The sequence below is a fragment of the Virgisporangium ochraceum genome, from assembly GCF_016863655.1.
In the GTDB taxonomy this organism is placed as follows: Bacteria; Actinomycetota; Actinomycetes; order Mycobacteriales; family Micromonosporaceae; genus Virgisporangium; species Virgisporangium ochraceum.
Genome location: NZ_BOPH01000112.1, coordinates 57,436 through 81,597 on the forward strand (window position 1 = coordinate 57,436; position 24,162 = coordinate 81,597).

The 24,162-nt window shown below is 71.6% G+C and carries 22 protein-coding genes; 11 read left to right on the forward strand and 11 right to left on the reverse strand.

Annotation, left to right across the window (positions count from 1 at the left end; all coding sequences use genetic code 11):
• Window positions 1-10 precede the first annotated feature (10 nt).
• The gene (gene cpt, locus Voc01_RS40710) at window positions 11-532 is read left to right on the forward strand and encodes a chloramphenicol phosphotransferase CPT (protein WP_203933052.1); all 522 of its coding nucleotides are present in this window, start codon (window positions 11-13) and stop codon (window positions 530-532) included.
• Here cpt and Voc01_RS40715 read toward each other — a convergent pair.
• Genes Voc01_RS40715 through Voc01_RS40745 form a run of 7 tightly spaced genes read right to left on the reverse strand, consistent with a single transcriptional unit; the run spans window position 517 to window position 7,636 of the window.
• On the reverse strand, window positions 517-1,398 hold the full coding sequence (locus tag Voc01_RS40715) for an NAD(P)-dependent oxidoreductase (protein ID WP_203933053.1): 882 nt from the start codon (window positions 1,396-1,398) through the stop codon (window positions 517-519). The two genes, cpt and Voc01_RS40715, sit on opposite strands and share 16 nt — an antisense overlap.
• Window positions 1,395-2,093: an SDR family NAD(P)-dependent oxidoreductase gene (locus tag Voc01_RS40720; RefSeq protein ID WP_203933054.1), complete on the reverse strand. Its 699-nt coding sequence runs from the start codon at window positions 2,091-2,093 to the stop codon at window positions 1,395-1,397. The genes Voc01_RS40715 and Voc01_RS40720 overlap by 4 nt, the downstream gene beginning before the upstream one ends.
• A complete protein-coding gene (locus Voc01_RS40725; protein ID WP_203933055.1) occupies window positions 2,090-2,989 on the reverse strand; it encodes a cupin domain-containing protein in 900 nt (299 codons plus the stop codon). Before Voc01_RS40725 ends, Voc01_RS40720 begins: the two co-directional genes overlap by 4 nt.
• Window positions 2,990-4,351, reverse strand: a complete 1,362-nt coding sequence (locus Voc01_RS40730; protein ID WP_203933056.1) for an amidohydrolase family protein — start codon at window positions 4,349-4,351, stop codon at window positions 2,990-2,992. It lies immediately after the preceding gene.
• A 41-nt stretch (window positions 4,352-4,392) separates the two neighbouring features.
• Window positions 4,393-5,373, reverse strand: a complete 981-nt coding sequence (locus Voc01_RS40735; protein ID WP_203933057.1) for an alpha-ketoacid dehydrogenase subunit beta — start codon at window positions 5,371-5,373, stop codon at window positions 4,393-4,395.
• The gene (locus Voc01_RS40740) at window positions 5,361-6,332 is read right to left on the reverse strand and encodes a thiamine pyrophosphate-dependent dehydrogenase E1 component subunit alpha (protein ID WP_203933058.1); all 972 of its coding nucleotides are present in this window, start codon (window positions 6,330-6,332) and stop codon (window positions 5,361-5,363) included. Before Voc01_RS40740 ends, Voc01_RS40735 begins: the two co-directional genes overlap by 13 nt.
• The gene (locus tag Voc01_RS40745; protein ID WP_203933059.1) at window positions 6,329-7,636 is read right to left on the reverse strand and encodes a M24 family metallopeptidase; all 1,308 of its coding nucleotides are present in this window, start codon (window positions 7,634-7,636) and stop codon (window positions 6,329-6,331) included. Before Voc01_RS40745 ends, Voc01_RS40740 begins: the two co-directional genes overlap by 4 nt.
• Before the next feature lie 163 nt (window positions 7,637-7,799).
• Between Voc01_RS40745 and Voc01_RS40750 the strand changes: the two genes are divergently transcribed.
• From Voc01_RS40750 to Voc01_RS40785, 8 genes are all read left to right on the forward strand, one after another.
• A complete protein-coding gene (locus tag Voc01_RS40750; RefSeq protein WP_203933060.1) occupies window positions 7,800-8,612 on the forward strand; it encodes a helix-turn-helix domain-containing protein in 813 nt (270 codons plus the stop codon).
• Window positions 8,613-8,944: 332 nt separating this feature from the next.
• Complete coding sequence (locus Voc01_RS40755; protein WP_203933061.1) at window positions 8,945-10,660, forward strand: amidohydrolase; 1,716 nt, start codon at window positions 8,945-8,947, stop codon at window positions 10,658-10,660.
• Window positions 10,657-11,901, forward strand: a complete 1,245-nt coding sequence (locus Voc01_RS40760; protein ID WP_203933062.1) for an amino acid ABC transporter substrate-binding protein — start codon at window positions 10,657-10,659, stop codon at window positions 11,899-11,901. Before Voc01_RS40755 ends, Voc01_RS40760 begins: the two co-directional genes overlap by 4 nt.
• Window positions 11,902-12,025: 124 nt before the next feature.
• Window positions 12,026-12,895 (forward strand): branched-chain amino acid ABC transporter permease, encoded by an 870-nt coding sequence (locus Voc01_RS40765; protein WP_203933063.1) that lies wholly within the window; start codon window positions 12,026-12,028, stop codon window positions 12,893-12,895.
• Window positions 12,892-14,781 carry a branched-chain amino acid ABC transporter ATP-binding protein/permease gene (locus tag Voc01_RS40770; RefSeq protein ID WP_203933064.1) on the forward strand — a complete coding sequence of 630 codons (1,890 nt, stop codon included), beginning with the start codon at window positions 12,892-12,894 and terminating at the stop codon, window positions 14,779-14,781. The genes Voc01_RS40765 and Voc01_RS40770 overlap by 4 nt, the downstream gene beginning before the upstream one ends.
• A complete protein-coding gene (locus tag Voc01_RS40775) occupies window positions 14,774-15,478 on the forward strand; it encodes an ABC transporter ATP-binding protein (RefSeq protein ID WP_203933065.1) in 705 nt (234 codons plus the stop codon). Before Voc01_RS40770 ends, Voc01_RS40775 begins: the two co-directional genes overlap by 8 nt.
• A gap of 26 nt (window positions 15,479-15,504) precedes the next feature.
• Window positions 15,505-17,205: an amidohydrolase gene (locus tag Voc01_RS40780; protein WP_203933066.1), complete on the forward strand. Its 1,701-nt coding sequence runs from the start codon at window positions 15,505-15,507 to the stop codon at window positions 17,203-17,205.
• Window positions 17,202-18,887: an amidohydrolase gene (locus Voc01_RS40785; RefSeq protein ID WP_203933067.1), complete on the forward strand. Its 1,686-nt coding sequence runs from the start codon at window positions 17,202-17,204 to the stop codon at window positions 18,885-18,887. The genes Voc01_RS40780 and Voc01_RS40785 overlap by 4 nt, the downstream gene beginning before the upstream one ends.
• A gap of 7 nt (window positions 18,888-18,894) precedes the next feature.
• Here Voc01_RS40785 and Voc01_RS40790 read toward each other — a convergent pair whose 3' ends face one another.
• Both Voc01_RS40790 and Voc01_RS40795 read right to left on the reverse strand, forming a co-directional pair.
• The gene (locus Voc01_RS40790) at window positions 18,895-19,689 is read right to left on the reverse strand and encodes a GntR family transcriptional regulator (RefSeq protein ID WP_203933068.1); all 795 of its coding nucleotides are present in this window, start codon (window positions 19,687-19,689) and stop codon (window positions 18,895-18,897) included.
• A 472-nt stretch (window positions 19,690-20,161) separates the two neighbouring features.
• On the reverse strand, window positions 20,162-20,497 hold the full coding sequence (locus Voc01_RS40795; RefSeq protein ID WP_203933069.1) for a hypothetical protein: 336 nt from the start codon (window positions 20,495-20,497) through the stop codon (window positions 20,162-20,164).
• Window positions 20,498-20,640: 143 nt separating this feature from the next.
• Between Voc01_RS40795 and Voc01_RS40800 the strand changes: the two genes are divergently transcribed.
• The gene (locus tag Voc01_RS40800) at window positions 20,641-21,852 is read left to right on the forward strand and encodes a pyridoxal phosphate-dependent aminotransferase (RefSeq protein ID WP_203933070.1); all 1,212 of its coding nucleotides are present in this window, start codon (window positions 20,641-20,643) and stop codon (window positions 21,850-21,852) included.
• Entirely contained in the window at window positions 21,852-22,139 is a 288-nt protein-coding gene (locus Voc01_RS40805; RefSeq protein WP_203933071.1) for a hypothetical protein, read from the forward strand. Before Voc01_RS40800 ends, Voc01_RS40805 begins: the two co-directional genes overlap by 1 nt.
• Before the next feature lie 15 nt (window positions 22,140-22,154).
• Here the strand turns inward: Voc01_RS40805 and Voc01_RS40810 are convergent, their stop codons facing one another.
• Entirely contained in the window at window positions 22,155-23,204 is a 1,050-nt protein-coding gene (locus Voc01_RS40810) for an amidohydrolase family protein (RefSeq protein ID WP_203933072.1), read from the reverse strand.
• 9 nt (window positions 23,205-23,213) lie between these two features.
• Window positions 23,214-24,080, reverse strand: a complete 867-nt coding sequence (locus tag Voc01_RS40815; RefSeq protein ID WP_203933073.1) for a PAC2 family protein — start codon at window positions 24,078-24,080, stop codon at window positions 23,214-23,216.
• Window positions 24,081-24,162 lie beyond the last annotated feature (82 nt).

Sequence of the window (24,162 nt, forward strand, 5' to 3'; positions counted from 1 at the left end):
AGTGGCCGGGATGGCGACGCGGGTGATCGTGCTCAACGGGGGGTCGAGCTCGGGGAAGTCGGGCATCGTGCGGTGCCTGCAGGCGGTGCTGCCGCAGCCGTGGCTGGCGCTGGGGGTCGACACGCTCGTCGACGCGCTGCCGCCGTCGGCCGGGATCCAGGTCGCCGGCGACGGCACGGTGAGCGTCGGGCCGCAGTTCCGCCAGCTGCAGGAGGCATGGCGGGCGGGCGTGGCGGCGATGGCGCTTGCCGGCGCCCACGTGGTCATCGACGATGTGTTCCTCGGCGGGGCGCACTCGCAGGGGGAGTGGCGGGCGGCGCTCGCCGGGCTCGAGGTGCTGTGGGTCGGGGTCCGCTGCGACCGCGCGGTCGCCGCCGGGCGCGAGATCGCGCGGGGGGACCGGGAGCGCGGAATGGCCGAGTCGCAGGCTGACCTGGTCCACCGGGGCGTCGTCTACGACGTGGAGGTCGACACCACGCACACCGAGGCGCTGCAGTGCGCCCGGACGATCGCGGGTCAGCTGCGCAGCTGACGCAGGTGCGCAGCGACCGCACTCATGTCGCGGTCGCCGAAACCCGCCGCGGACGCAGCCGCGACCGCCGCGCGGTTCACCTCCGCCTGCCGCACCGGTACCCCGCCGCGGCCGGCGAGGGCCAGCAGCAGGTCGAGGTCCTTGCCGACCAGGTCGAGCGTGAACGCCGCCGACGCGTTCTCCGGGTCGACGAACGCGGCCCGCTTGTACTGGACGAACGGCCCGCCGACGACGCTCGCGGCGAACACGTCGTACGCGGTGGCCCGGTCGACCCCGGACGCCTCGGCCAGCACCAGCGCCTCCGACAGCGCCTGGTTGAGCGCGTGCACGATCCCGTTCACCGCGAGCTTGATGGTCGCGCCGGCGCCGGCCGGGCCGACGTGCACGACGCGGGCGGCGAGGCGGTCGAGCACGGGCCGTGCCCGGTCGAGGTCGGCCGCGTCGCCGCCGGCTAGCACGGTCAGCTCGCCGCGTTCGACGACCGGCACGCTGCCCGACACCGGCGCGTCGAGGTGCGCGCCGCCGGCGTCGCGCACGAGGTCGCCGAGGCGCAGCGCCGTGCGCGGGTCGACGGTGCTGGTGTCGGCGACGACGGTTCCGGCGCGCAGGCCCGCCACCAGGCCGTCGTCGCCGGTGTAGGCGGCCTCGACCGCGGCGTCGTCGGCGAGCGACACGAGCACCACCTCGGCGGCCGTCGCGGCCGCGCGGGCACTCGGCGCGAGGTCCGCGCCGGTGCGGGCGGCCACGGCGGCCGCCCGCTCGGCGGTGCGGTTGAAGACCGTCACCGGGACCCCCTGAGCCCGCAGCCGGCCGGCCATTGCCGCACCCATGCGCCCGGTGCCGACGACCGCGACGCGCACGCTCACGTCAGCATCCAGCCGCCGTCGACGGCGAGGTGGACCCCGTTCACGCCACCGTTGAACAACAGGAACTCGGTGGCGCCGACGACCTCGTCGGTGGTCGCCGTGCGGCCGATCGGGGTGCGGTTGACGACGTGGTCGAGCGGCTTGCCCTCCCAGAACGGGGTGTCGGCGATGATGCCCGGGTGCACGGCGTTGACCCGGATCGGCGCCAGCTCGACGGCGAGCGTGTGCACCAGGCCGGTGACGCCACCGTTCACCGTCGACACCGTCGTGGAGCCGGGGTACGGCCGGTCCTTGGCCAGCCCACCGAACAGCACGATCGAGCCGCTCTTCGCGATGCGCGGCAGCAGCGTGTGGATGACCTCGGTGTAGCCGACCAGCTTCAGCGTCACCAGCCGGATCGCCCGCGCGACGTCGTAGTTCGTCGCGGTGTTCTGGTCGCGCTCGATCGCCGCGACGACGAGGTGGTCGACGTGGTCGACGTCGGCGAGGGCGGCACCGATCGTGGTGGGGTCGGAGATGTCCAGCGCGATGCCGCGGGCCGATCCGGGAACGTCGGCGGCGATCTCCTCCGCGATCGCCTTCGTGCGGTCGGGGTCGCGCCCGGTGACAACGACCTCGTCGCCGCGGCCGGCCGCGCGTTGGGCGATCGCCCGCCCGATGCCGGCCGTGCCGCCGATGACCACCAACGAGCTCACGCCTGTTCCCCTTCCAAGGTGTCGCGCAGGTACTGCCAGTCGCGGACGAACCGGTACGAGTGCCGGCCCGGTGGCTGCGGCGACTGGGTCTCCAGCCACCGCAGCGGTCCGCCGCCGAGGTTGCCGAACCCGTGCACGCAGCCCACACCGGCCCACGCGATGTCGCCCGGTCCGAGCGTGTGGACCTCGCCGTCGAACTCCGCCCGCGCCGTGCCCTCCAGGAAGAGGTAGGTCTCCTCGAACGGGTGGTCGTGCGGGCCGGCGGCGCCGTCGGGGTCGTAGTGCACCATGAACATCGTGGTCAGGCGGGCGCCGAGATCGCTGTCGACCATCATCTTCACGGTGATGCCGCTGTAGACCAGCAGCGCGGTACGCATGCTCGCCGACACCGCGAGCACACCCTGCTGCTGCTTGGCGACGTCCATGTGGGCCGGTGTGATGTTGCCCAGCCGGCGGGTGCGCGGGTCGCGGACATCGACGGCGAGCGGCTCGTGCTCCGTCAGCGGCGGCACGAGCACGGTGTCGCCGCCGAACCGGTCACGGGGCACCGGTCCCTGCATCTCCGCCCACCGCACCGGTTGCGCGCCGTCGTTGCGCCAGGCGTGCGGGACCCCCACCGGCAGCAGCGCGTAGTCGCCCGGCGAGAGCCGGAACGCGCCCTCGGCGGTGTCGAGGATCCCGTGCCCGTCGAGGATGTAGACGCTCTCCTCGAACGAGTGCACGTGCGCCGGCACGGTGCCACCGGGGTCGAGCACGCCGACGTTGAAACCGGTGTGCACGCTGCCGGCGGCCTCGGTGACGACGTCCCAGCGGCGGTAGCCGGTGGCGCCGGCCGCCCAGCCGCCGGGGACGTCGTAGGACGCCTCGGCGGCCAGGGCCACGATGTACGACGTCACCTACGCCGCCGCCGTCTCTCGCGCCTTGCGTGCGGCCTCCGCCAGGAGGTGGTCGCGGGAGTTCTCGACCAGGGTGCGCGCGTTCGCGACGTCGGCGACGAGCTTGAAGTCGCGCTTGCGCCACTGCCCGTCGACGAGCACGGCCTCCACATTGGACACGTCGGCGCACAGCACCACGGCCGCGACCGGGTCGTGGATCGGCGCCATGTTGATCGCGGTGGCGTCGATGAGCACCACGTCGGCCCGCTTGCCCGGGGTCAGCGACCCGGTGCGGCTCTCCAGCCCGGCGACGTGAGCGCCGTTGATGGTGGCCGCCTCGAGCATCTGCCGGTGGGTCAGCAGACCCTGCGCCGGCTCGTTCTTCTCCCACCAGATCGCGTTGGTACGGGCCCGGTCGGCGCCGAACGCGGCGCGCATCTGGGTGAACATGTCACCCGGCACCGTCGTGACGACGTCGATCGAGAAGCTCGGCCGCAGCCCGTACTCCAGCGTCTTGGCGGTGGGCGGCCAGCCGTGCCCCATCTGGACCTCGACCTGCGGGGCGATCGACACCGTGCCGCCGGAGTCGGCGAGCAGCTGCCACTCCTCCTCGTTGAGGTAGCAGCAGTGGATGAACGTGGTGTCCGGCCCCAGCAGGTCCATGGTGGACAGTGCCTTGACCATGCCGAAGCGCCCGGCCATGCGTCCCATCGCGACGTGCACGGTGATCGGGATGTTCAGCTCGCGGGCCAGCGCCCACTCGGTCTTCACCACCTCGTCCTGGCAGAAGCCGGTGCCGCGGGTGGCCAGCCCCATCGTGAGCAGCTGGTCGTCGGAGGAGAAGTGCGCGTTCCGGATGCGGCGCACGTCGTCGCCGGGGATCGCGATGGAGCTGTCGAACCAGTAGGCGGCCAGCGAGGTGTTCGCGCTGCCGTACGCGTACTGGGCCCGGATCCCGGTCTCCTGCAACGCCTTCACGCCGGCGTCGGGGTGGTCGGGGGTGTTGTTGATGTGCGACCAGTCCACGAGCGTGGTGATGCCGGCGTTGAGGCACTCCAGTGACCCGGCCAGGTTGCTGGAGTAGACGTCCTCGGGCCGGTACAGCGGCGCGAACGTGTCGAGGATCTCGACGAAGTAGTCGTCGAGGGTGGCGTTCGGCGCCACGCCGCGGATCGCGGTCTCCCACGTGTGCCGGTGGGTGTCGACGAAGCCGGGGATGACGATCCGGCCGGTGGCGTCTACGACCTCGGCGTCGGCCTCGATGGTCGGCTCGACGGCGACGATCTTGCCGTCCTCGATGAGGACGTCGCCGGTGTCGAGGTCTCCGATGGCCGGGTCCATGGTGATGACCCGGCCGCCGCGGAGCAGGATGCGGTGGCTCATGGACGATCACTCCTTTGCGATCGCGTGGGTGGTGGGAGGGGTTAGTACTCGGCGGTCTTTCTCACGACGGTGACCACCTTGTCGACGGTGGGGATCACCCGGTCTTCGAGCGTGTCGGCGAACGGCAGCGGAACGTTCTCGGCGGCGACGCGGCGGATCGGCGCGTCGAGGGTCTCGAAGCCCTCGTCGGCCACGATCGACACGACGGTGCCGCCCCAGCCGCCCTGGTACGGGTTCTCCTCGACCACCACGAGCCGCGACGTCTTCGCCACCGAGGCGAGCACGGTCGCCATGTCGAGCGGGATGAGGCAGCGCAGGTCGATCACCTCGACGCTGATGCCGTCCTTCGCGAGGGCCTCCGCGGCCGTGAGGGCCAGCGGGACGGTGGAGGCCAGCGCGCACAGCGTCACGTCGGACCCCTCGCGCACGACGGCGGCCTCGCCGAGCGGAACCACATGGTCCGGCGGCGCCGGTGCGCCCTTCGCGGCGAACAGGCCCTTGTGTTCGAAGAACACCACGGGATCGTCGCTGCGGATCGCGGACGCCATCAGGCCGACCACGTCGGCCGGCGTCGACGGTGCCACGATCTTCAGGCCGGGCACCGTGAGCGCCCAGTTCTCCACCGCCTGCGAGTGCTGGGCGCCGAAGCCGAGCCCGCCCCCGTTGGCGGTGCGCACGACCAGCGGCACGGTCACCTGGCCGCCGGTCATGTAGCGCACCTTGGGGATCTCGTTGGCGAGGTAGTCCCAGCAGCACGCGAGGAAGTCGGAGAACATGATCTCGGCGACGGGGCGCATGCCGGTCATCGCCGCACCCATCGCCGCGCCGACGATGGCCTGCTCCGAGATCGGGGTGTCCCACACGCGCGTCGGGCCGAACTCCTCGAACAGTCCGACGGTCGTCTTGAACACGCCGCCCGCGGCACCGATGTCCTCGCCGAGACACACGACGGTGCCGTCGCGGCGCATCTCGCGGGCGATGCCCTCGGCGACCGCCTCGCGGTAGGTGGTCAGGTCCGCCATGTCGCGCTCCCGTCGGCCCACACGTCGGTGAACGCCTCCTCCGGATCGGCGTCCGGTGCGTTCCTCGCGGCCTCGACCGCGTCGGCCACATGCCGGTCGGCGCGGTCGTCGACCGCGCGGATGTCGTCGGGGGTGACGCCCTGCGCCTCCAGCCGGGCCCGGGCGATGTCGAGCGGGTCGTGCTTCATCCACCGCTCCACCTCCTCGGCCGGGCGGTACTTCGCCGGGTCGGTGCGGCTGTGCCCGTGGTGGCGGTAGGTCTCCGCCTCGATGACGGTCGGCCCGTCGCCCGCTCTCGCGCGTCCCACCGCCTTCGACACGGCCTCGCGCACGACGACGACGTCGTTGCCGTCGATGACCTCGGCCGGGATCCGGTACGCCGGCGCGCGGTCGGCCGCCGGATGCTCCACCGCCGTGACCGCGCCGATCGGCGTGTACTCCATGTAGAAGTTGTTCTCGCAGATGAACAGCACCGGCAGCTTCCACACCGCGGCGAGGTTGAGCGCCTCGTGGAACGCGCCGATGTTCGTGGCGCCGTCACCGAAGAACGCGACGGCGACCTGCTCGGTGCCGCGCAGTTTCGCCGACCACGCCGCGCCGACCGCCATCGGCAGGTGCGCCCCGACGATCGCGTACGAGCCGAGCATCCCGTTGGCGGCCTTGGTGAGGTGCATCGAGCCGCCCTTGGCCTTGCAGATGCCGGTGGCCTTGCTCATCAGCTCGGCCAGGCACTCCTCGGCGGTGGCGCCCATCGCCATCGCGTGGTGGTGGCCGCGGTAGGTGGCGAACACGTAGTCGTCGTCACCGAGCGCGGCGGCCGTACCGACGGCGACCGCCTCGTGGCCGGACGCGAGGTGCGTGGTCCCCTTGACCAGGCCGCGCATGAACAGGTCGAACGCGGCCTTCTCGGTGCGGCGGATGACGGCCATCCGCTCGTACATCTCCAGGAGTCCGGTCATTCCGCGTGCCCGTTGTTCAGGTGCGACTGGGACTCGCGCGTGCTGTTCAGCACGCCGCCCGCGGTGAAGTAGCGCTTGCCGGCGACGAGCAGTTCCTCGGCGGGGAACTTGGTGATGACCTCGCACCCGTCGGCGGTGACCACCACCTCCTCCTCGATGCGCGCGGCCGACCAGCCGTCCTTGCCGGGCCAGTACGTCTCGAGCGCGAAGACCATGCCCTCCTCGAGCACCTCCGGATGGTCCAGCGACACCAGCCGGCTGAAGATGGGCTTCTCCCAGATCGACAGCCCCACGCCGTGTCCGTACTGGAGGGCGAACGCCGCCTCCTCGTCGGGGAAGCCGAACTCCTGCGCCGTCGGCCACACGCTGACGATGTCGGCGGTGGTCGCGCCGGGCTTCACGAGGGCGATCGCGTTGTCCATGTACTCGCGGCATCTGGTGTAGGCGTCGCGTTGGGCCGGTGACGCGCTGCCGACGGCGAAGCAGCGGTAGTAGCAGGTGCGGTAGCCCATGTGGCTGTGCAGGATGTCGAAGAACGCCGGATCGCCCGGCCGGATGAGGCGGTCGCTGTAGACGTGCGGGTGCGGCGAGCAGCGCTCACCGGAGATCGCGTTGACGCCCTCGACGTACTCGCTGCCGAGGTCGTACAGGACCTTGCTGACCAGTCCGACGCATTCGTTCTCCTTCACGCCGGGACGCAGGAACCGGTACAGCTCCTCGTACGCGGCGTCGACCATCGAGCACGCCTGTGCCAGCAGGCCGATCTCGTCCTGCGTCTTGATGCGCCGGGCGTCGAGGAAGACCTGCTGCCCGTCGACGACCTGAAGTCCCTCCCGCTGCAGCGCCGCGAGGATCGGCATCTCGATGAGGTCGACGCCGACCGGCTCGTTCTCCAGGCCGTGCTCGCGCAGCACGGTGGCGACCTTGCGCGCCACCTCCTCGGCGATGCCGGCGTCGGGGTGGAACGCCCCGCGCAGCGTCGAGATGCCGGCGCGGGCGCGTTCGGTGCCGTCGAGCCACGGGTTGTAGAGCTGGTGGTGCTTGGCCGCCGACCCGAAGTCCCACAGGACCGGCTCGCCGCCGCGGGGCAGCACGGCGAACCGGATGAGCTTGTCCATCGCCCACGTACCGATGTGCGTGGCGGTCATGTAGCGGATGTTCGCGAAGTCGAACGTGAGCAGCGCGCCGAGCTCTGAGGCTTCCAGCTTCGTGCGCAGGCGGGCGAGCCGGTCGGCGCGCAGGCGGTCGAGGTCGAGTCGCTGTTCCCAGTCGACGGAGTTGGTGCCGAACGTGCGAACGGTCATCGCCGCGCTCCCTTGGCCGCACCTGTTAAATCGCCATTACGGGCAACTTACGAAGGTGGGAGCGGTCGCGTCAAGCAATACTTTACGCTTTCGGAGCGCCGGTCATTGCGTCGCGAACCGATGGGTAACCTACACTCGACACCGGCTGAAGGAGTTGATCGTCGTGGCGTCGTCAGCGGTGCCCCCCATCGGCGCGCGGTTACGCGCCGAGCGTCGCCGCCGCGACATCAGCGTGCGGGGACTGGCCCGCGAGATCGGCGTGTCGGCGTCGCTCATCTCCCAGATCGAGACCGAGAAGAGCAGCCCGTCGGTGAGCACGCTGTACGCGATCACCACGGCGCTGGGCATCTCCATCGAGGACCTGTTCGGCGACCAGCCCGCCGCCGCCGACGACGGGCTCGACGAGCCGTCGGACCCCGGCCCGGGCGAGGACGCCGTGCAGGCCAACGGCTCCGACCACCGCGGGCCCGCGCGGGTGCCGGCCCTGGCGGCCGTCGGGGACCCGGCCATTGACGCGGTGGGGGGCCCGGTCGTCACCTCGCTCGGCGCCGGCGGCGGGGTGCTGCTGTCCGCCCTGGCCGCCGCCGGCGCGGGTGGTTCCGTCGACGTCGGTGCGTCGGGGCCCGACAAGCGGCTCGGACCGGTGGTGCCGCCGGAGCTGCGCGAGGTGCTGACCCTCGACTCCGGCGTCACCTGGGAGCTGCTCGGCCGCATCCCGCACAAGCACGTCGACTTCCTGCTCATCACCTACGAGCCGGGCGGCACGTCGTCGAGCTCGGGGCTGCTGATGCGCCACTCCGGCGCCGAGTTCGGGTTCGTGGTCAGCGGCGAGCTGGTACTGACCCTCGGCTTCGACACCCACCGGCTGCGCGCCGGCGACGCGGTCTCGTTCGACTCCTCGACGCCGCACTCCTACCGCAACGAGACCACCGAACCCGCCGTCGGCGTGTGGTTCGTTCTCGAACGCTCCACCTGACCCCCTTGCCCCGGGCCGCCGCCCCGCCGCCCCGGGCCGCCCGGGATCTTGGACGCTGGTGCATCGATTCCGATGGAGAAGTGTCCAAGATCGGGTGGGGTGTGTGTGGGCGGCGGACCAACGGCGTGTGCGCGCAGGTGAACGGTTGGCGGCGGAAGCCACCGCTGCTGCACAGTTCTATTGCACGCGTGTGAATCATCAGCTTACACTCCGGCCCTAGGTTCCCCTTGGAACCTCCGCCCGCACCACGTCGGATCCCCTCTCCGACCGCAGCATTCCACCCCACTCTGCCGCCTGCACCGCGTCACACCCCATCGAGGGCGGTCTCAGCGATGACCCACGCTGAACAGCAGAACGAGCACCTCGCACCTCCGATGTCCCTGTCCCGCCGGACCGTCGTCGGTACCGGAGCCGCCGCCGCGATCGCCGGCGCCGTCGCCGGTCCGCTGGCCGGCCCCGCGCCGGCCCGGTCCCACGGCTCCGGCCGGCCGTCGACCGACGGCCGCGACCTGGTCCTGAAGAACGGCCGCATCCACACGACGAACGGCCGGCACGACATCGTCCGGGTGCTCGCCATCCGCGACGGCCGGGTCGTCTACGCCGGCGACACCCTCTCCGCCGCGCTGCGCGCGGTTCCCGACCGCACGCGCGTGCTCGACCTCCGGGGCCGCACGGCGATCCCCGGAATCATCGACAACCACAACCACCTCGTCCTGATGGGCAACCGACCCGGCCGGCACACGCCGCTGGAGAACGCGTACTCCGTCGCCGACGTCCAGCGCACGTACCGCGCGCGGGCCCGCGGCGTCCCATCGGGGGAGTTCATCACGACGATCGGTGGCTTCCACTTCAACCAGTTCACCGAGGTGCGCCTGCCGACGCTCGCCGAACTCGACGCGGCCGTACCCGACCACCCCGCGTACATCTCCGTCGGGTTCAGCGGCCCGTCGGTGACCAACAGCCGCGGCAGGGCGTTCTTCGAGACCGCCGCGCAGCCGGTGGCCGTCGGCGCCGACGGGTCGATCGCCGGCGGACAGGAGACCGGCAGGGCGACACTCGCCCTGCGCCGCACGCTGACCTTCGAGCAGCGGCGCCGCGGCGCGCTCGACGCGATGGCGTACGCGCTCGGCCTCGGCGTCACCACGCACCTCGACCAGGGCGCGTTCCAGGCCACGGGTACGCCGTCCGACGGCGCCGCCCACGAGGACAACTACACGATGCACCTGCCGTTCCTGTCGCTGTACGCGCAAGGCAAGGCGACGGTGCGGCTGCGCATCAACTTCCTGCACATGGACACCGACCCGGCCCTGCCGACGCTCACCGACCGGCTGAACAACCAGTTCCCGTTCTTCGGCGACGACATGGTGCGCACCGGCGGCATCGGCGAGTTCGTCGCCGCCGGCATCGGCGCCACCTGGCTGGAGGCGGCGAAGAAGGTGGCCCGCGCCGGCTGGCGGGCCGAGGTGCACTCCCTGTCCCAGACCGACTTCCGCACCGAGATCGAGGGCTTCGAGGCGGTCGACGCCGAGACACCGATCACCGGCCTGCGGTGGGTGGTCGCGCACGTCCCGTTCATCACCCGGGACTACGTCGACCGGCTCAAGGCGCTCGGCGGCGGCCTCAGCCTCACCGGCTGGCGCTACCTCACCGGCACGGCGACGGCGGCCGGCCCGCCGTTCCGCATGATCGTCGACAGCGGCATCCCGGCCGGGATGAGCTCCGACGGCATGCAGATCGCACCGATGAACCCGTTCATCCACGCCTACTACGCGACGACCGGACGCAACGCGCTCGGCGCCGTCATCAACGACGGGCAGCAGATCTCCCGCCGGGAACTGCTGGACCTCTACACCCGCGACAACGCCTGGTTCCTGGGCGGCCCCGACGACGACCAGCTCGGCACCCTCGAGGTCGGCCGGCTCGGCGACGTGGCGGTGCTCGACCGGGACTACTTCACCGTGCCCGACGACCAGCTGCGTCAGGTCAGCTCCGTGCTGACCGTCGTCGGCGGCGCGATCGCGCACAGCACCGGAAGGGTGGACCTATGAGATTCCCAGCGCTGGCCGCGGTCGTCCTGTTGCTGGCCACCGCGGCCTGCGAGAGCAAGTCCGCGAGCGACGACGACGGCACGCCCGCCGCCGCCAGCGGTGAGCCGATCGTCGTCGGCTCGACGCTGTCGCTCAGCGGCGCGTTCGCCGCGACCGGCGCCATCCACAAGATCGCCGGCGAGGCGTTCGTGGAGCGCGTCAACAAGGAGGGCGGACTGCTGGGCCGGCCGATCCAGTGGGTGGTCCGCGACGACGAGTCCGACCAGGCGAAGGTGAGCACGCTCTACGAGCAGCTCATCACCCAGGACAAGGTCGACCTCATCATGGGCCCGTACGCCACGCCGAACATCCTCTCGGCGATGGCGGTCGCGGCCCGGCACAGGTACGTCCTGCCCCAGCACACCGCGGTCATCGCGCCGCAGCTGACCTACGATTGTCAGTTCCCGGCGTGGTCGATCGGCCCGACGCCGAACCAGTTCGTGCCCAACCAGCTCTTCGAGGCGGTGGCGACGCTGCCGACGCCGCCCAGGCGCATCGCGATCCTCACCAACCAGAACGGCTCCACCGACTTCGTCTCCTACGGCGCGGGCAACAACCGGTCCGGTGCGGTGTCCATCACCAAGGAGAAGGGCCTGGACCTGGTGCTGGAGGTCCGCTACCCGCCGACCACCACCGACTGGGCGCCGATCGCGGCACAGGTGCGTGACGCGAAGCCCGATCTGGTCATCAACAACGGCCTCGGCGTCGACCCGGTGAACCTGCTGCAGGCGATGGCGCAGCTGAACTACAAGCCGCCGGCGATGTTCAGCCTCTTCCCGGCACCCGGGCCGCCGCTCGGCCTCGGCGCCACCGCGGAGGGACTGCTGTCGGTGAGCATCTTCGAGCCCAACAAGCCGACGCTGGACAAGCTGGGCGCGAAGGCCACCGAGATCGTGACCGACTTCAAGAACCGGGCCACGGCGGCGAAGCTGCCCTACACGGTGTTCGAGACGCAGGCGGCCGCGTCCTGGAACGCCTGGGAGATCCTGACCGGCGGCGTGAAGTCGGCCGGCAAGCTCGACCAGCAGGCGATCTGCGACGCGCTGCACAAGGACGGCGCCGAGACGACGTTCAGCGGCAAGCTCGCGTTCGACCCGAAGCAGAACAACTTCTGGCCGACCACGCAGACCATCAAGCAGATCCAGGGCGGTGACTGGGTCACCGTGTGGCCCCGCGACCGCGCCGCCGGCCAGCTGAAGTAGCCGACCGGGTGCCGGCCCCGGGCCCGCGCGAGCGGAGCGAGCGCCGACAGCAGAGAGCGAGCGCCGACAGCAGAGAGCGAGCGCCGACAGCAGAGAGCGAGCGCCGACAGCAGAGGGGAGTGGCATGACCGTAGTTCAGGCGGCCCTCAGCGGGATCCTGCTCGGTGGGCTGTACGCGCTGATGGCCGCGGGCGTCTCGGTGACCTGGGGCGTCCTGCGCATCATCAACCTCGCCCACTTCGGGATGATCCTGCTGGGGTCCTACCTCACGTTCGAGCTGGCCTCGGCGTGGGAGGTCAATCCGTTGGTGACGCTCGTGGTGAGCGTGCCGGCGATGTTCGTGCTCGGCGGGGCGGCCCAGTGGGCGTTCGACCGGCTGGGCGTGTCGGAGCTCAACTCGCTGCTGATCACGTTCGGGCTGCTCATCATCATCGTCCAGTCGGTGAGCAACATCTGGAGCGCGGACTTCCAGCGGATGACCGCGGCGGTCAACCCGTACGCGACCGAGTCGGTGACCGTCGGGCGGTTCGTGTTCCCGGTCCCGACGCTGCTCGCCTTCGTCGTGGCGACCGTCGTGATCCTCGGCGCGCACCAGGTGCTGCGGCGCACGTTCCTCGGCCGGGCACTGCGGGCCTACTCCGAGGACCGGGCCATCGCCGCCGCGTTCGGCATCGACCACCGTCGTATCGGGGTGCTGCTCGCCGCCGCGTCCGGCGCCACCGCGGCGATCGCCGGAATGCTGTTCTCGTTGGCGAACGCGCTCACCCCGGCGACGGCGTTCGAGTGGTTCGGCACCGTGTTCGCCGTCGTGATCCTCGGCGGCATCGGGCAGCTGGTCGGCACGCTCGCCGCGGGCGTGCTCGTCGGCGCGGTGTCGGGCGTGGTCTCGGTGGCGCTGTCGCCGGCCGCGGCGCCGTTCGTGCTGTTCTCCGCGATCGTGCTGGCGCTGCTGCTGCGCCCGCAGGGCCTGTTCACCGTGGGGCGGACCCGGTGAGGCGCCGCGCCCTCATCGGGTTCCCGCTCGCGATCGCGCTGCTGGCGGTGCTGTCGCTGTACCGGGTCACGCTCGGGTTCCCGGTGGCGTACCTGGTGCTGATCACCAGCATCCTGTTCTGGGTCACCCAGGCGACGAGCTGGAACATCCTGTCCGGGTACAGCGGCTACTTCAGCTTCGGGCAGGCCGCCTACGTCGGCATCGGCGCGTACAGCACGGCCGTGCTGTTCGGCCGGCACGGCGTCAACTTCTACCTCACCGTCGTCGTCGCCGCGGCGCTCAGCGCGGTACTGGCACTGGCGGTCGGCGCCCTGGCGTTCCGGCTGCGGTCGCTGCGCGGGGAGATCTTCGCGTTGCTGACGCTCGCGGTGCCGTTCATCCTCGCGGCGCTGGCCCGCATCAACACGAGCATCGACGGCGGGCAGGGCATCATCGTCAGCGTCCCGGACTACCCGGAAGGCATCGGGCTGTTCCAGGACTTCCTGTACCTCATCAGCCTGCTGGTCGCCGGCGCGGCGGTCGCGGTGGCGTTCGTGATACGGCGCACGCGCATCGGCTGGGCGCTGTCGGCCGTGCACGACGCCGAGGACGTCGCCGAGGGTCTGGGCGTGGCGACGTTCCGGTACAAGCTGCAGGCGCTCGTCGCCAGTGCCGTCATCGGCGGCGTCGGTGGCGCGGTGTTCGCGCTGCAGATCGGGTTCGTCGCCGTCGACAGCATCTTCCACCTGACCATCCCGCTGTTCGTCATCGTCATCAGCGTGCTCGGCGGCCGCACCCACTGGATGGGACCGGTCGCCGGCGCGGTGCTCGTGGTGCTGCTGCAGGACCGGCTGACCGCGTCGGGGCTGGGGGAGTGGCAGCTGATCGTCCTCGGCGCGATCCTCGTCGCGCTGGTCATCGTGGCACCGGAGGGCATCTGGTCGGAGCTGCGGGCGCATCCGTTGGTGGCGGCCGGAACCGCCCTCGTGGTCATCGCCGTCGTCTGGTTCCTGCCCGCGGCGGAGCCATTGGACGCGGTGCTGGCCGGCCTACTGGCCGCGACCGTCGTCGCGATGGTGCGGGGGCGGTTGTCGAAGCCGCCGCCGCGGGTGCCGCCGGCGGAGACCGAGAACGTCGAGATCGCCGCGAAGGCCCAGCCCGCCGCGGTCGAGATCGGCGCGCCCCTCGTGGAATGCACCGACATCACCAGGCACTTCGGTGGCGTGCGCGCCCTCGACGGGGTGTCGCTGACCATCCACGAGGGGGAGATCGTCGGGCTCGTCGGCCCGAACGGCTCCGGCAAGTCGACGCTCGTGAGCATCCTGGCCGGCAGCCAACGACCCACCGGCGGCCGGCTCTCCATCGAGGGCCACGACGTCACCGGCCGGCCGCCGCACCGCATCGCCCACGCCGGCGTCGCCCGCACCTACCAGATCCCCAAGCCGTTCACGTCGATGACGGTGCGCGACAACGTGGCCATGGCGGTCATGTTCGGCCGCACCCCCAAGGGCCTGGACGCCGCGCGCGCCGACGCGCTCCGTCCACTGGAGACGGTCGGCCTCGCGCACCTGGCCGACGCCTACCCGGCCGCCCTGAACCTGCACCAGCGCCAGCTCCTGGAGATCGCGCGGGCGCTGGCCGCGAACCCGAAGGTGCTGCTGCTCGACGAGGCGCTCGCCGGCCTCAACCCGGTCGAGATCGACAACGCGGTCGCGGTGATCCGGCGGGTGCACGAGTCCGGTGTGGCGATCGTGATCGTGGAGCACCTGCTGCGCGTGGTGAACCAGCTCGCCACCCGGCTCGTGGTCCTCGACCGCGGCACCCGCCTCGCCGACGGCGATCCGAAGACGGTGCTCGCCGACCCGGCCGTCGTCCGGGCCTACCTCGGGAAGCGTGCCCATGCTTGAGATCAGCGACCTCGACGCGTACTACGGCGACGCGCAGGCACTCAGCGGCGTCACCATGACCGTCCACAGTGGGGAGACCGTCGCCGTCATCGGCCCGAACGGCGCGGGCAAGTCGACGCTCGTCAACGCCGTCGCGAGCCTGCACGTCAAGCGGTCCGGGCGGGTCACCGTCGACGGGACCGACCTCCTCGGCGTGCCCGCGCACCGGGTGTGCGAGCACGGTGTCGCCGTCGTCCCCGAGGGGCGGCGGGTGTTCGCGAAGATGTCCGTCCACGACAACCTGTGCCTCGGCGCCTACCGCCGCACGGCACGCGCCGAGCACAAGGCGGGCCTTTCGCGGGTGTTCGACATCTTCCCGCGGCTGCGCCAGCGCACCACCCAGCTCGCCGGCACCCTCAGCGGCGGCGAGCAGCAGATGCTCGCGATCGGACGGGCGCTGATGGCCCGGCCGACCGTCCTGCTGCTCGACGAGCCGTCGCTCGGGCTCGCACCCGTGATGACCGACGAGGTCTTCGAGGCCATCGAGGCGGTCAACGCGCAGGGCGTCAGCGTCCTGCTGGTGGAGCAGGACGTCGACCGCGCCCTCGACGTGGCCGTCCGCTCCTACCTGCTCTCCGAGGGACGCGTCGCCCGCGAGGGCACGTCGGCCGACCTGCGCGGCAGCGACGACGTGCGCCGCAGCGTCCTCGGTCTCTGACCCCCACCACCCTGAGGAGCACCATCGTGAGTACCCCCATGCCCGGAAACGGCCTCGGACGACGCGGCCTGCTCAAGACCGGCGCCGCGGTCGGCGCGGCCACCGCCGTCAGCGTCGGGACCCCGGCCGAGGCCCACACCAGCGCGGACAGGAACGGGCGGCTGGCGCTGGTCAACGGGCGCGTCCACACCATGGACCGCCGCAACACCGTCGCCGAGGCCGTGCTCATCGAGGACGGCGTGTTCGTCGATGTCGGCCGCCGCGTCGACACCGGCGGCGCCCGGGTCGTCGACCTCCGCGGCCGGATGGTCGTTCCCGGCCTCGTCGAGCCGCACATCCACTCGGTGAGCCTGGCCAACCGTCCCGGCTACCACACGATCCTGGAGAACACGACGTCGATCCGCGAGGTCCAGGACGCGCTGCGCGCCCGCCGCCGCGCCGGTGTCCCCGGTGGACAGTGGGTCACCTCGATGGGCGGCTTCCACGTCAACCAGTGGGCCGAGCACCGCATGCCGACCCTCGCCGAACTCGACGCCGCCGTCCCCGACCGGCCGGTGCTGCTGTACACGCGCTTCACCGGTCCCTGCGCCACCAACACCCTCGGCAAGGCCCACTTCGACGCGGTCGACGCCGGCCCGAAGCCGCACCCCGCCTACGTTCCGGTCGACACCGCCGCCGACGGGGCCATCGCCGAGGGCGGGTTCGCCGGCGGCGCCTCGAACTCCGCGCTGTACCTGCTGCGCACCCTGCAGACCTACGCCGACAAGCTGCGCGGCGCGCAGGACATGATGGCGTACTCGGTGAGCGTCGGCCTCACCTCGCACCTCGACCAGGTGCTGTTCCCCACGCCCGGCCCGCTGTCCCCGACACAGGTCCTGTCCAACCTGGACCACTACCGGATGTACGACGCGCTGCTCGACCTGCACCGCCAGGGCAAGCTCGTCATCCGGCTGCAGACCAACTTCCTGCACAACCAGGCCGACCCGAACCTGCCGGAGCTGAAGGCGCGGCTGCGCAACAGCTTCCAGTTCTTCGGCGACGACATGATGATGACCGGCTCGATCGGCGAATGGGCCGCGCCGCTGTCGGCCGGTGCCGCCTGGGTCGAGGCGCAGCGGCTGGTGGCGCAGGCCGGCTGGCGCAACGAGAACAGCGTGCAGAACCTCGCCGGGCTCACCCAGGTGGTCGAGGAGTGGGAGCGGGTCGACGCGCAGTACGACATCACCGAGCTGCGGTGGATGGTGCACCATGTGCCCCAGGTGACCACCGACCTGCTGACCCGCCTGAGGAACATGGGCTGCGCGGTGCAGATGGCCGGCTACCGCTGGGTCGCCTCCGGTCCGGACGACACCAACGTCGGTCCGCAGTTCCGCACCATCGTCGACCACGGCATCCAGGTCGGCCTGCACGGCGACGGCGTGCACATCGCGCCGCTGAACCCGTGGCCGCACATCTACTACGCCGTCACCGGACGCAACTCGTTCGGCGCGCAGGTCAACGCCGGCCAGCAGCTGACCCGCCAGGAGGCGCTGCGGCTGTTCACGATCGGCAACAGCTGGTTCCTGCGGATGGAGGACCGCATCGGCTCCATCGAGAAGGGCAAGCTCGCCGACGCCGTGGTGCTCGACCGCGACTACTTCCGCGTCCGCGACGAGGACATCCGGAAGATACGCGCCGACCTGACCATTGTGGACGGTCGCGTCGTGCACGAGGGAGGCCGGAAGTGAACGGGTTCTCGCGCCGGGGCGTGCTGCGGGCCACGGCCGTCGCGGGTGGCGGTGCCGTCGCCGCGCTCCCGGCCGCAACGGCCGCCGCACATGGCCGTCGCCGGGGCCGGCTCGCGCTCGTCGGCGGGCGGATCCATACGATGGACGCGCGCGGCAGCGTCGCCGCCGAGGTGCTCATCGAGGACGGCCGGTTCGTCGACGTCGGCCGGCGGGTCGACACCCGCGACGCGCGGGTCGTGAACCTGCGCGGGCGCACGGTCGTGCCCGGTCTCATCGAGGGGCACGTGCACTTCGTGAGCCTCGCCAACCGGCCCGGCTGGCACGTGGTCATCGAGAACGCCCGCGACATCGCCGGCGTCCAGCGGATGCTCGCCGACCGGCGGGCCGGGCGCGGCACGGGTTTCGTCGCCGGCACGCCGGTGCCCGAGGGGCAGTTCATCACCGCGATGGGCGGCTGGCACCCCAACCTGTTCGCCGAGCGCCGCCTGCCGACCCGGGCCGAGCTCGACGCCGCCGTGTCCGACCGGCCGGTGCTGCTGTTCCAGGGCGGCACCGGTCCCTGCGCGACGAACAGCCCCGGCAAGGCGTTCCTCGAGACGGTCTCCGACGCGCTGGCCGGGCCGGTGGTCGTCGGCGACGACGGGTCGATCGCCTCGGGCGCCCAGTCGCGGGCGGCGCTGTACCACCTGCGGGCCCGGCAGACGTTCGAGGACAGGAAGCGCAGCGCCCTCGACGCGATGACGTACTCCGGCAGCCTCGGGCTCACCGCGCTGCTCGACCAGGTGCTGCCGCCGTCACCCGGCCCGATCAACCCGTCGCAGGGGCTGCCGAACCTCGACCACTTCCGCATGTACGACCCGCTGCTCGCGCTGCACCGGGAGGGCCGCACGTTCGTCCGCCTGCAGACGAACTTCCTCCACAACGAGACCGACCCGGCGCTGCCCGAACTGCGCGACCGGCTGAACAACCAGTTCCCGCTCTTCGGCGACGACCTGATGATGACCGGCGCGATCGGGGAGTGGGGCGCGGCCGGCGACGGCACCGGCGCCGCCTGGACCGAGGCGCAGCGGCTGATCGCGCGGGCCCGCTGGCGCAACACCAACCGGACGCTGACCCTGGCGGCGCTGGAGGCGCAGGTCGCCGGCTACGAGGCGGTGCACGCCGAGTTCGGCATCGCCGGCCTGCGCTGGACGATCCACCACGTGCAGGTGGCCACCGACGCGCTGCTGACCCGGCTCAAGGCGATGGACGTCGGTGTGCAGACCGGTACGTGGCGGTACGTGTCCGGCACGCCGACCGCGGCCGGGTCGCCGTTCCGGCTGGTCGTCGACAACGGCATCAAGGCCGGCATCCACATGGACGGGGTGCACATCGCGCCGCTGACGCCGTGGCTGTCGCTGTACTACGCGGTGACCGGCGTCAACGCGCTCGGCGTGCTGATCAACGACGGTCAGCAGCTCACCCGCCAGGAGGCCATGCGCCTGTACACCCGCGAGAACGCCTGGCACCTGAACATGGAGGACCGCATCGGCTCGATCGAGAAGGGCAAGCTCGCCGACCTCGTGGTCCTCGACCGGGACTACTTCACCGTGCCGGACGAGGAGCTGAAGCTCGTCTCGCCGGTTCTCACGCTGGTGGGCGGCGAGGTCGTGCACGATTCGGGCGCTGTGCGGGTCCCATAGACGCCTTTCACCCCAGCGCGAGATCGGGGTCGTCGACGGGCAGGGCCGGTCGCTCACCGGCGATCGGGTACTTCTCCGTGAGCTGCGTGACCGGCCCGGGCCAGACGGCCTGGGCCACCTCGATGGCCTTGCCGCGCTGGTCGAACGCGACGTGCAGGAGCACCAGCACGGGCGTGTCGGCGCGGATCTGCAGCAGCTCGGCCTCGTCGCGGCTGGGCAGCCGGGCGGTGATCTGGTCGGTCGCGCTCGTGTAGGTGCGCCCGGTCGCCTCCTCGACCTCCTGGTACAGGGGGCGGTCGAACACCTCGGGCCGCGCCAACGCCGTGCCGTCGGCGTCGGAGGGCCGCAACCACGACGCGCCCACCTCCACCGGCACGTCCTGCGTGCGTACCAGGTGCCGGCGCACCACCAGGGTGCTGCCGGCCGGGACACCGAACGCCTCGGCGACGTCGTGCGGCGCCGGGCTGTGCCCGACCTCCATGAGGTGCTGGCGGTACCGCGCGGCGAGGTCGGCGTGGTAGCCGCGCTGGCCGCCGTAGCGTCCGCGCGAGAGGCGGTTGAGGCGGCGCTTGGTGCCGCGGACAAAGGTCCCGGAGCCGGGACGCGTGATCAGCACCCCTTCGACGCGCAGCTGGTCGATGGTGCGCTGGATCGTCTGCTTCGCCACCCCGTACTCGACGGCGATGGCGGGGATCGCGGGCAGCCGCTCACCGGGCGCCCACTCACCGCGGCGGATCCGCTCGCGGAGCAACATCGCGATCTGACGGTGCGGCGCCTCGGCGGCACCGGGATTGATCGACATGGGATCAGCCTAGCCTCCTAGGACGGCGGAGGGGGTGTGGCGCGCCGGCCATACGGCACCGAATCCTGTACGCCAGGGTATGGCGGAGCTATCGGGCCGCTAGATGCCGGCGGTCCCGTGGGCTCCGGGGGACGTGAGTTCCGGGGACGTAAGTGCCGGAGAGCGTGGGTTTCCGGGACGTCGGTCCGGGGGCGTGGGTTCCGGAGCCTGGAGTGTGGGGGGCGAGGTTTCGCCGGGACCCTCGGTGCGCGGGTTCTGGTAGCGCCTTGCCGGTTCCGGTATGCGCTGTGGTGCAACCGTTCCGGTACCGGGTGGTGCCGCGCCTGTCGAGTTCCAGCGCGGTCATCCGCCCGCCGATCTTGCAGTTGTGGCCCCTCCTAAAACACGACATGTCACCACATAGGTGCGGCCACAAGTGCAAGATCGGCGCGCCAGCGGCGGGCGGCGGGCGGTCCGGGGCCCCGGCGCAGTGTTACTGGTCGTTCAGGGACCGGGGGTCGATGCCCCAGCGGTCGAGGAACTCGCCCAGCGGCAGGGTGTCGAGCTGGTTCTGGACGTGGGTCAGCAGGGCCTCGTCGGCGGTGCCGTTGGTGTCGGCGTCCACCCTCAGGAGCTCGGCACCGGTGTCGCGGCGGGTGATGAGGACGTCGCGGCGGGCGGCGGCGTCCTCGGGGTTCGCCGTGTCGGTGGCCACACGGACCAGCGCACCCACGAACCGGCCCGCGCCGGACCATCTGCCGGCCGGCGGGGGAGTGACCAGGTCTGCGGCCAGCACCTGGCCGGCCGGGGAGGTGAGGTCAGCGGCCATGGGACACCCCGTGCGTGAAGATCATGGAGCGGAACTATAGGACAGGCGCCGGGAACCAGAACCTCCGGATTGGCAGCCACGGCGTGGTCCACCCTTCGGACAAATGATGGGGCGCCGTGGGTGCCGCCTTCTAAGGTGGCGGGATGCAGGTCAGCCAGTCGAGCAAGCTCGCCAACGTCTGTTACGACATCCGTGGTCCGGTGCTGCAGGAGGCCAAGCGCCTGGAGGCCGAGGGGCACCAGGTCCTCAAGCTGAACATCGGCAACCCGGCCCCGTTCGGCTTCGCGGCACCCGAGGAGATGCTCCAGGACGTCATCCTGAACCTCCCGGCCGCACACGGGTACGGCGACTCGAAGGGCCTGCTGTCCGCCCGCCGCGCGGTCGTGCAGTACTACCAGACCAAGGGCGTGGGCGGCGTCGACGTCGAGGACGTGTACCTCGGCAACGGTGTCAGCGAGCTCATCGTGATGGCGCTGCAGGCGCTGCTCGACAACGGCGACGAGGTGCTCATCCCGTCCCCTGACTATCCACTGTGGACGGCGGCGACCAGCCTCTGCGGCGGCACCGCGGTGCACTACCTCTGCGATGAGCAGGCGGACTGGTACCCCGACATCAGCGACATCGAGTCGAAGATCACCGACCGGACGCGCGCGATCGTCGTCATCAACCCGAACAACCCGACCGGCGCGGTGTACCCCGACGCGCTGCTGGAGCAGATCGTCGAGCTGGCCCGCCGGCACCACCTGCTGGTCCTGTCCGACGAGATCTACGACAAGATCCTCTACGACGACGCGACGCACACCTCGACGGCCGCGCTCGCGCCCGACCTGCTGTGCCTGACGTTCAACGGGCTGTCGAAGGCCTACCGGGTGGCGGGCTTCCGCACCGGCTGGATGGTGGTCTCCGGCCCGAAGCAGCACGCCGAGAGCTACATCGAGGGCCTGGAGATCCTGTCCAACATGCGGCTGTGCCCGAACGTGCCCACCCAGCACGCCGTGCAGACCGCGCTCGGCGGCTACCAGAGCATCAACGACCTCGTGCTGCCCGGGGGCCGGCTGCTCGAACAGCGCGACGTCGCCCACGAGATGCTGACGTCGATCCCGGGAATCAGCTGCGTCAAGCCGAAGGGCGCGCTGTACATGTTCCCGCGCATCGACCCGAAGGTGCACCCGATCCACGACGACGAGAAGTTCGTGCTCGACCTGCTGCTCAACGAGCGGCTGCTCGTGGTGCAGGGCACCGGGTTCAACTGGGCGAAGCCCGACCACTTCCGGGTGGTCACGCTGCCCCGGGTCGCCGACCTCAAGGACGCCATCGGCCGGATCGGACGCTTCCTCAGCACGTACCGGCAGTAGTGGGCGTCGTCCGGCAGGCGGTCGCGCTGTTCGGGGCGACGTTCCTGCCCGAGGAGGCGGTCCCGTACCTCGGGCTGCTGCCCCTCGCGCTCGGGATCAAGGCCGGCGTGCGGGCCTGGCGCCACCGCAACGACCCGGAGGACGAGGCCGGGGAGAAGATCGGCGGCCCGGCGACCCTGGAGGGCGCCGCCGTCACGTTCGTCAACGGCGGCCGCTCCTTCGCCACCCGTCCGGTGGTGGCGAAGGAGCTCAGCCGCTGGGGGCACGTGCTCCTGCCGCCGTGCTGATCGGCCCGGGCCTGCTCAACCTCGCTGAGGGGCTGTGACGCGTCCCCGCAGGACGACCAGGCGGGGGTGTCGGAGGACCCCGGGTTCCAGGCGCGGGTCGACGTCGTAGCCGACCAGGTCGGCCAGCCCGCCCTCGACCAGGCCGGGCAGGCCGAGGTAGTCGCGGGCGGTCCAGCTGGCCGCGCCGATCGCGACCGTTGGCGACAGCCCCGCGGCGAGCAGGAACTCCACCTCGGACACCACGTTGCCGAACGGGGCCGAGTCGGTGCCGGCCAGCACCGCGACCCCGGCCTCATGGGCGACCGCGGCCGCCCGGGGCAGCCCGGCGATCCCGCCGAGGAAGTAGTCCTTGCGCGGCCCTTCGGGCTTGGTGCGCACGTCGTCGACCATCGGAAGGAACGCGGTCGCGGTCGGCACGAAGGCGCCGCCGCGGGCGGCCAGGCGCTCGATCAGGTCGTCGGTGAGGTACCAGCCGTGCTCGATGGAGTCGACGCCGCACTCCACCGCGACCCGGGTGCCGGCCGCGGTCTGGCAGTGCGCCGCCACCCGGAACCCGTGGGCGTGTACCGCGTCGACCACCGCCCGCACCAGCGCCGACGGCAGCGCCGGCCGGTCGTGCTCCCAGTCTGCGACGATCTTGCACCAGCCGTCGTTGGCGGTGGCCTCCGCGAGGGCGGCGGCCACCAGGTCGTCGGTCGGCGTGTGCATCGGGTGGCCGGTCGCCAGTCCCGTATGGGCCAGCAGGCGTCCGGCGGTCACCAGCCGCGGCAGCGTTGGGTCGGCGCGCAGCGCCGCGGGCACCGGCGCGGTGTGACCGGGGACGCGCAGCGCCGTCGTCCCGGCCGCGACGTGCTGGGCGCACTCCTCGACGAACCGTCCGTCGGTGAAGACCCCGGCGTCGTCGTGGCCGGGGTGGGTGTGCACGTCGACCAGCCCGGGCGTCAGGAACAGGTCGGTGGCGGCCGTGTCCACGGAACCGCGCGGACGGGTGAACGTGACGCGGTCACCGAGCAGCCACAGCTCCGTGCGCTCCCCGGAGGGCAGCAGCGTGCCGGTGACCCGCATCCGGCGCGGTCAGTAGCTGGCGGTCGGACCGGCCTGCCCGCCGCGGCGGCGCAGGTACTTCTCGAACTCCTGGGCGATCTCGTCGCCGCTCAGCGGCTGGATGCCCTCGTCGCCCGAGCGCTCCTCGAGCTCGCGGACGTACTCGGCCAGCTCGGCGTCCTGCTCGGCGGCCTGCCGCAGCCGGTTCTCCCAGTCACCGGACTCCTCGGCCAGGTCGGCGGTGGGCACCGGCATGTCGAGGACCTCCTCGATGCGGTGCAGCAGGGCCAGCGTCGCCTTCGGGCACGGCGGGTTGTTCGCGTAGTGGGGCACGTGCACCCAGAACGACATCGCCTCCAGCTCGGCGCGCTGCGCCGCGTCCTGAAGGATGCTCACGATGCCGACGGGCCCCTCGTACCTCGACAGGGTGAGGCCGTACCGCGCGGCCACCGTCTTGTCGCTCGCGCTGCCGGAGATCGGCAGCGGCCGGGTGAAGGGGACGTCGGCCAGCAGCGCGCCGAGGAGCACGACGCGTGACACGTCGAGGCTGTGGCAGACCTCGAGCAGCTCCTGGCAGAACGTACGCCACCGCATGCTCGGCTCGATGCCGCGGATGAGGACCACGTCGCGTTCGGCGCCGGGCGGCGACGCGACCGCGAACCGCGTGGTCGGCCACTCGATCTTGCGGACCTCGCCGTCGGTGAGCGTGACGGTGGGCCGGTTCACCTGGAAGTCGTAGAACTCCTCCGGGTCGAGCGTGGCGACCGTCTTGGCCTCCCAGATCTCCTCCAGGTGCTCCACCACGGCGGTGGAGGCGTCGGCCGCGTCGTTCCACCCCTCGAACGCGGCGATGGCGACAGGGGAGCGGAGCACGGGTAAGCCGTCGAACTCGGTCACCGACCCAGCCTACGCGGGTGCGGTCGGCACTGCTCAGGACCGCACCGTCAGCGCGTGTCGCCCGCCCGTCACGCGCGTCACG

What these genes read in the sequence shown, in the direction of transcription:
- cpt (WP_203933052.1), top strand. Translation starts at nt 11, where the DNA reads ATGGCGACGCGGGTGATCGTGCTCAACGGGGGGTCGAGCTCGGGGAAG.
- Voc01_RS40730 (WP_203933056.1), bottom strand. Translation starts at nt 4,351, where the DNA reads ATGAGCCACCGCATCCTGCTCCGCGGCGGCCGGGTCATCACCATGGAC.
- Voc01_RS40735 (WP_203933057.1), bottom strand. Translation starts at nt 5,373, where the DNA reads ATGGCGGACCTGACCACCTACCGCGAGGCGGTCGCCGAGGGCATCGCC.
- Voc01_RS40740 (WP_203933058.1), bottom strand. Translation starts at nt 6,332, where the DNA reads ATGACCGGACTCCTGGAGATGTACGAGCGGATGGCCGTCATCCGCCGC.
- Voc01_RS40745 (WP_203933059.1), bottom strand. Translation starts at nt 7,636, where the DNA reads ATGACCGTTCGCACGTTCGGCACCAACTCCGTCGACTGGGAACAGCGA.
- Voc01_RS40755 (WP_203933061.1), top strand. Translation starts at nt 8,945, where the DNA reads ATGACCCACGCTGAACAGCAGAACGAGCACCTCGCACCTCCGATGTCC.
- Voc01_RS40760 (WP_203933062.1), top strand. Translation starts at nt 10,657, where the DNA reads ATGAGATTCCCAGCGCTGGCCGCGGTCGTCCTGTTGCTGGCCACCGCG.
- Voc01_RS40765 (WP_203933063.1), top strand. Translation starts at nt 12,026, where the DNA reads ATGACCGTAGTTCAGGCGGCCCTCAGCGGGATCCTGCTCGGTGGGCTG.
- Voc01_RS40775 (WP_203933065.1), top strand. Translation starts at nt 14,774, where the DNA reads ATGCTTGAGATCAGCGACCTCGACGCGTACTACGGCGACGCGCAGGCA.
- Voc01_RS40790 (WP_203933068.1), bottom strand. Translation starts at nt 19,689, where the DNA reads ATGTCGATCAATCCCGGTGCCGCCGAGGCGCCGCACCGTCAGATCGCG.
- Voc01_RS40795 (WP_203933069.1), bottom strand. Translation starts at nt 20,497, where the DNA reads ATGGCCGCTGACCTCACCTCCCCGGCCGGCCAGGTGCTGGCCGCAGAC.
- Voc01_RS40800 (WP_203933070.1), top strand. Translation starts at nt 20,641, where the DNA reads ATGCAGGTCAGCCAGTCGAGCAAGCTCGCCAACGTCTGTTACGACATC.
- Voc01_RS40810 (WP_203933072.1), bottom strand. Translation starts at nt 23,204, where the DNA reads ATGCGGGTCACCGGCACGCTGCTGCCCTCCGGGGAGCGCACGGAGCTG.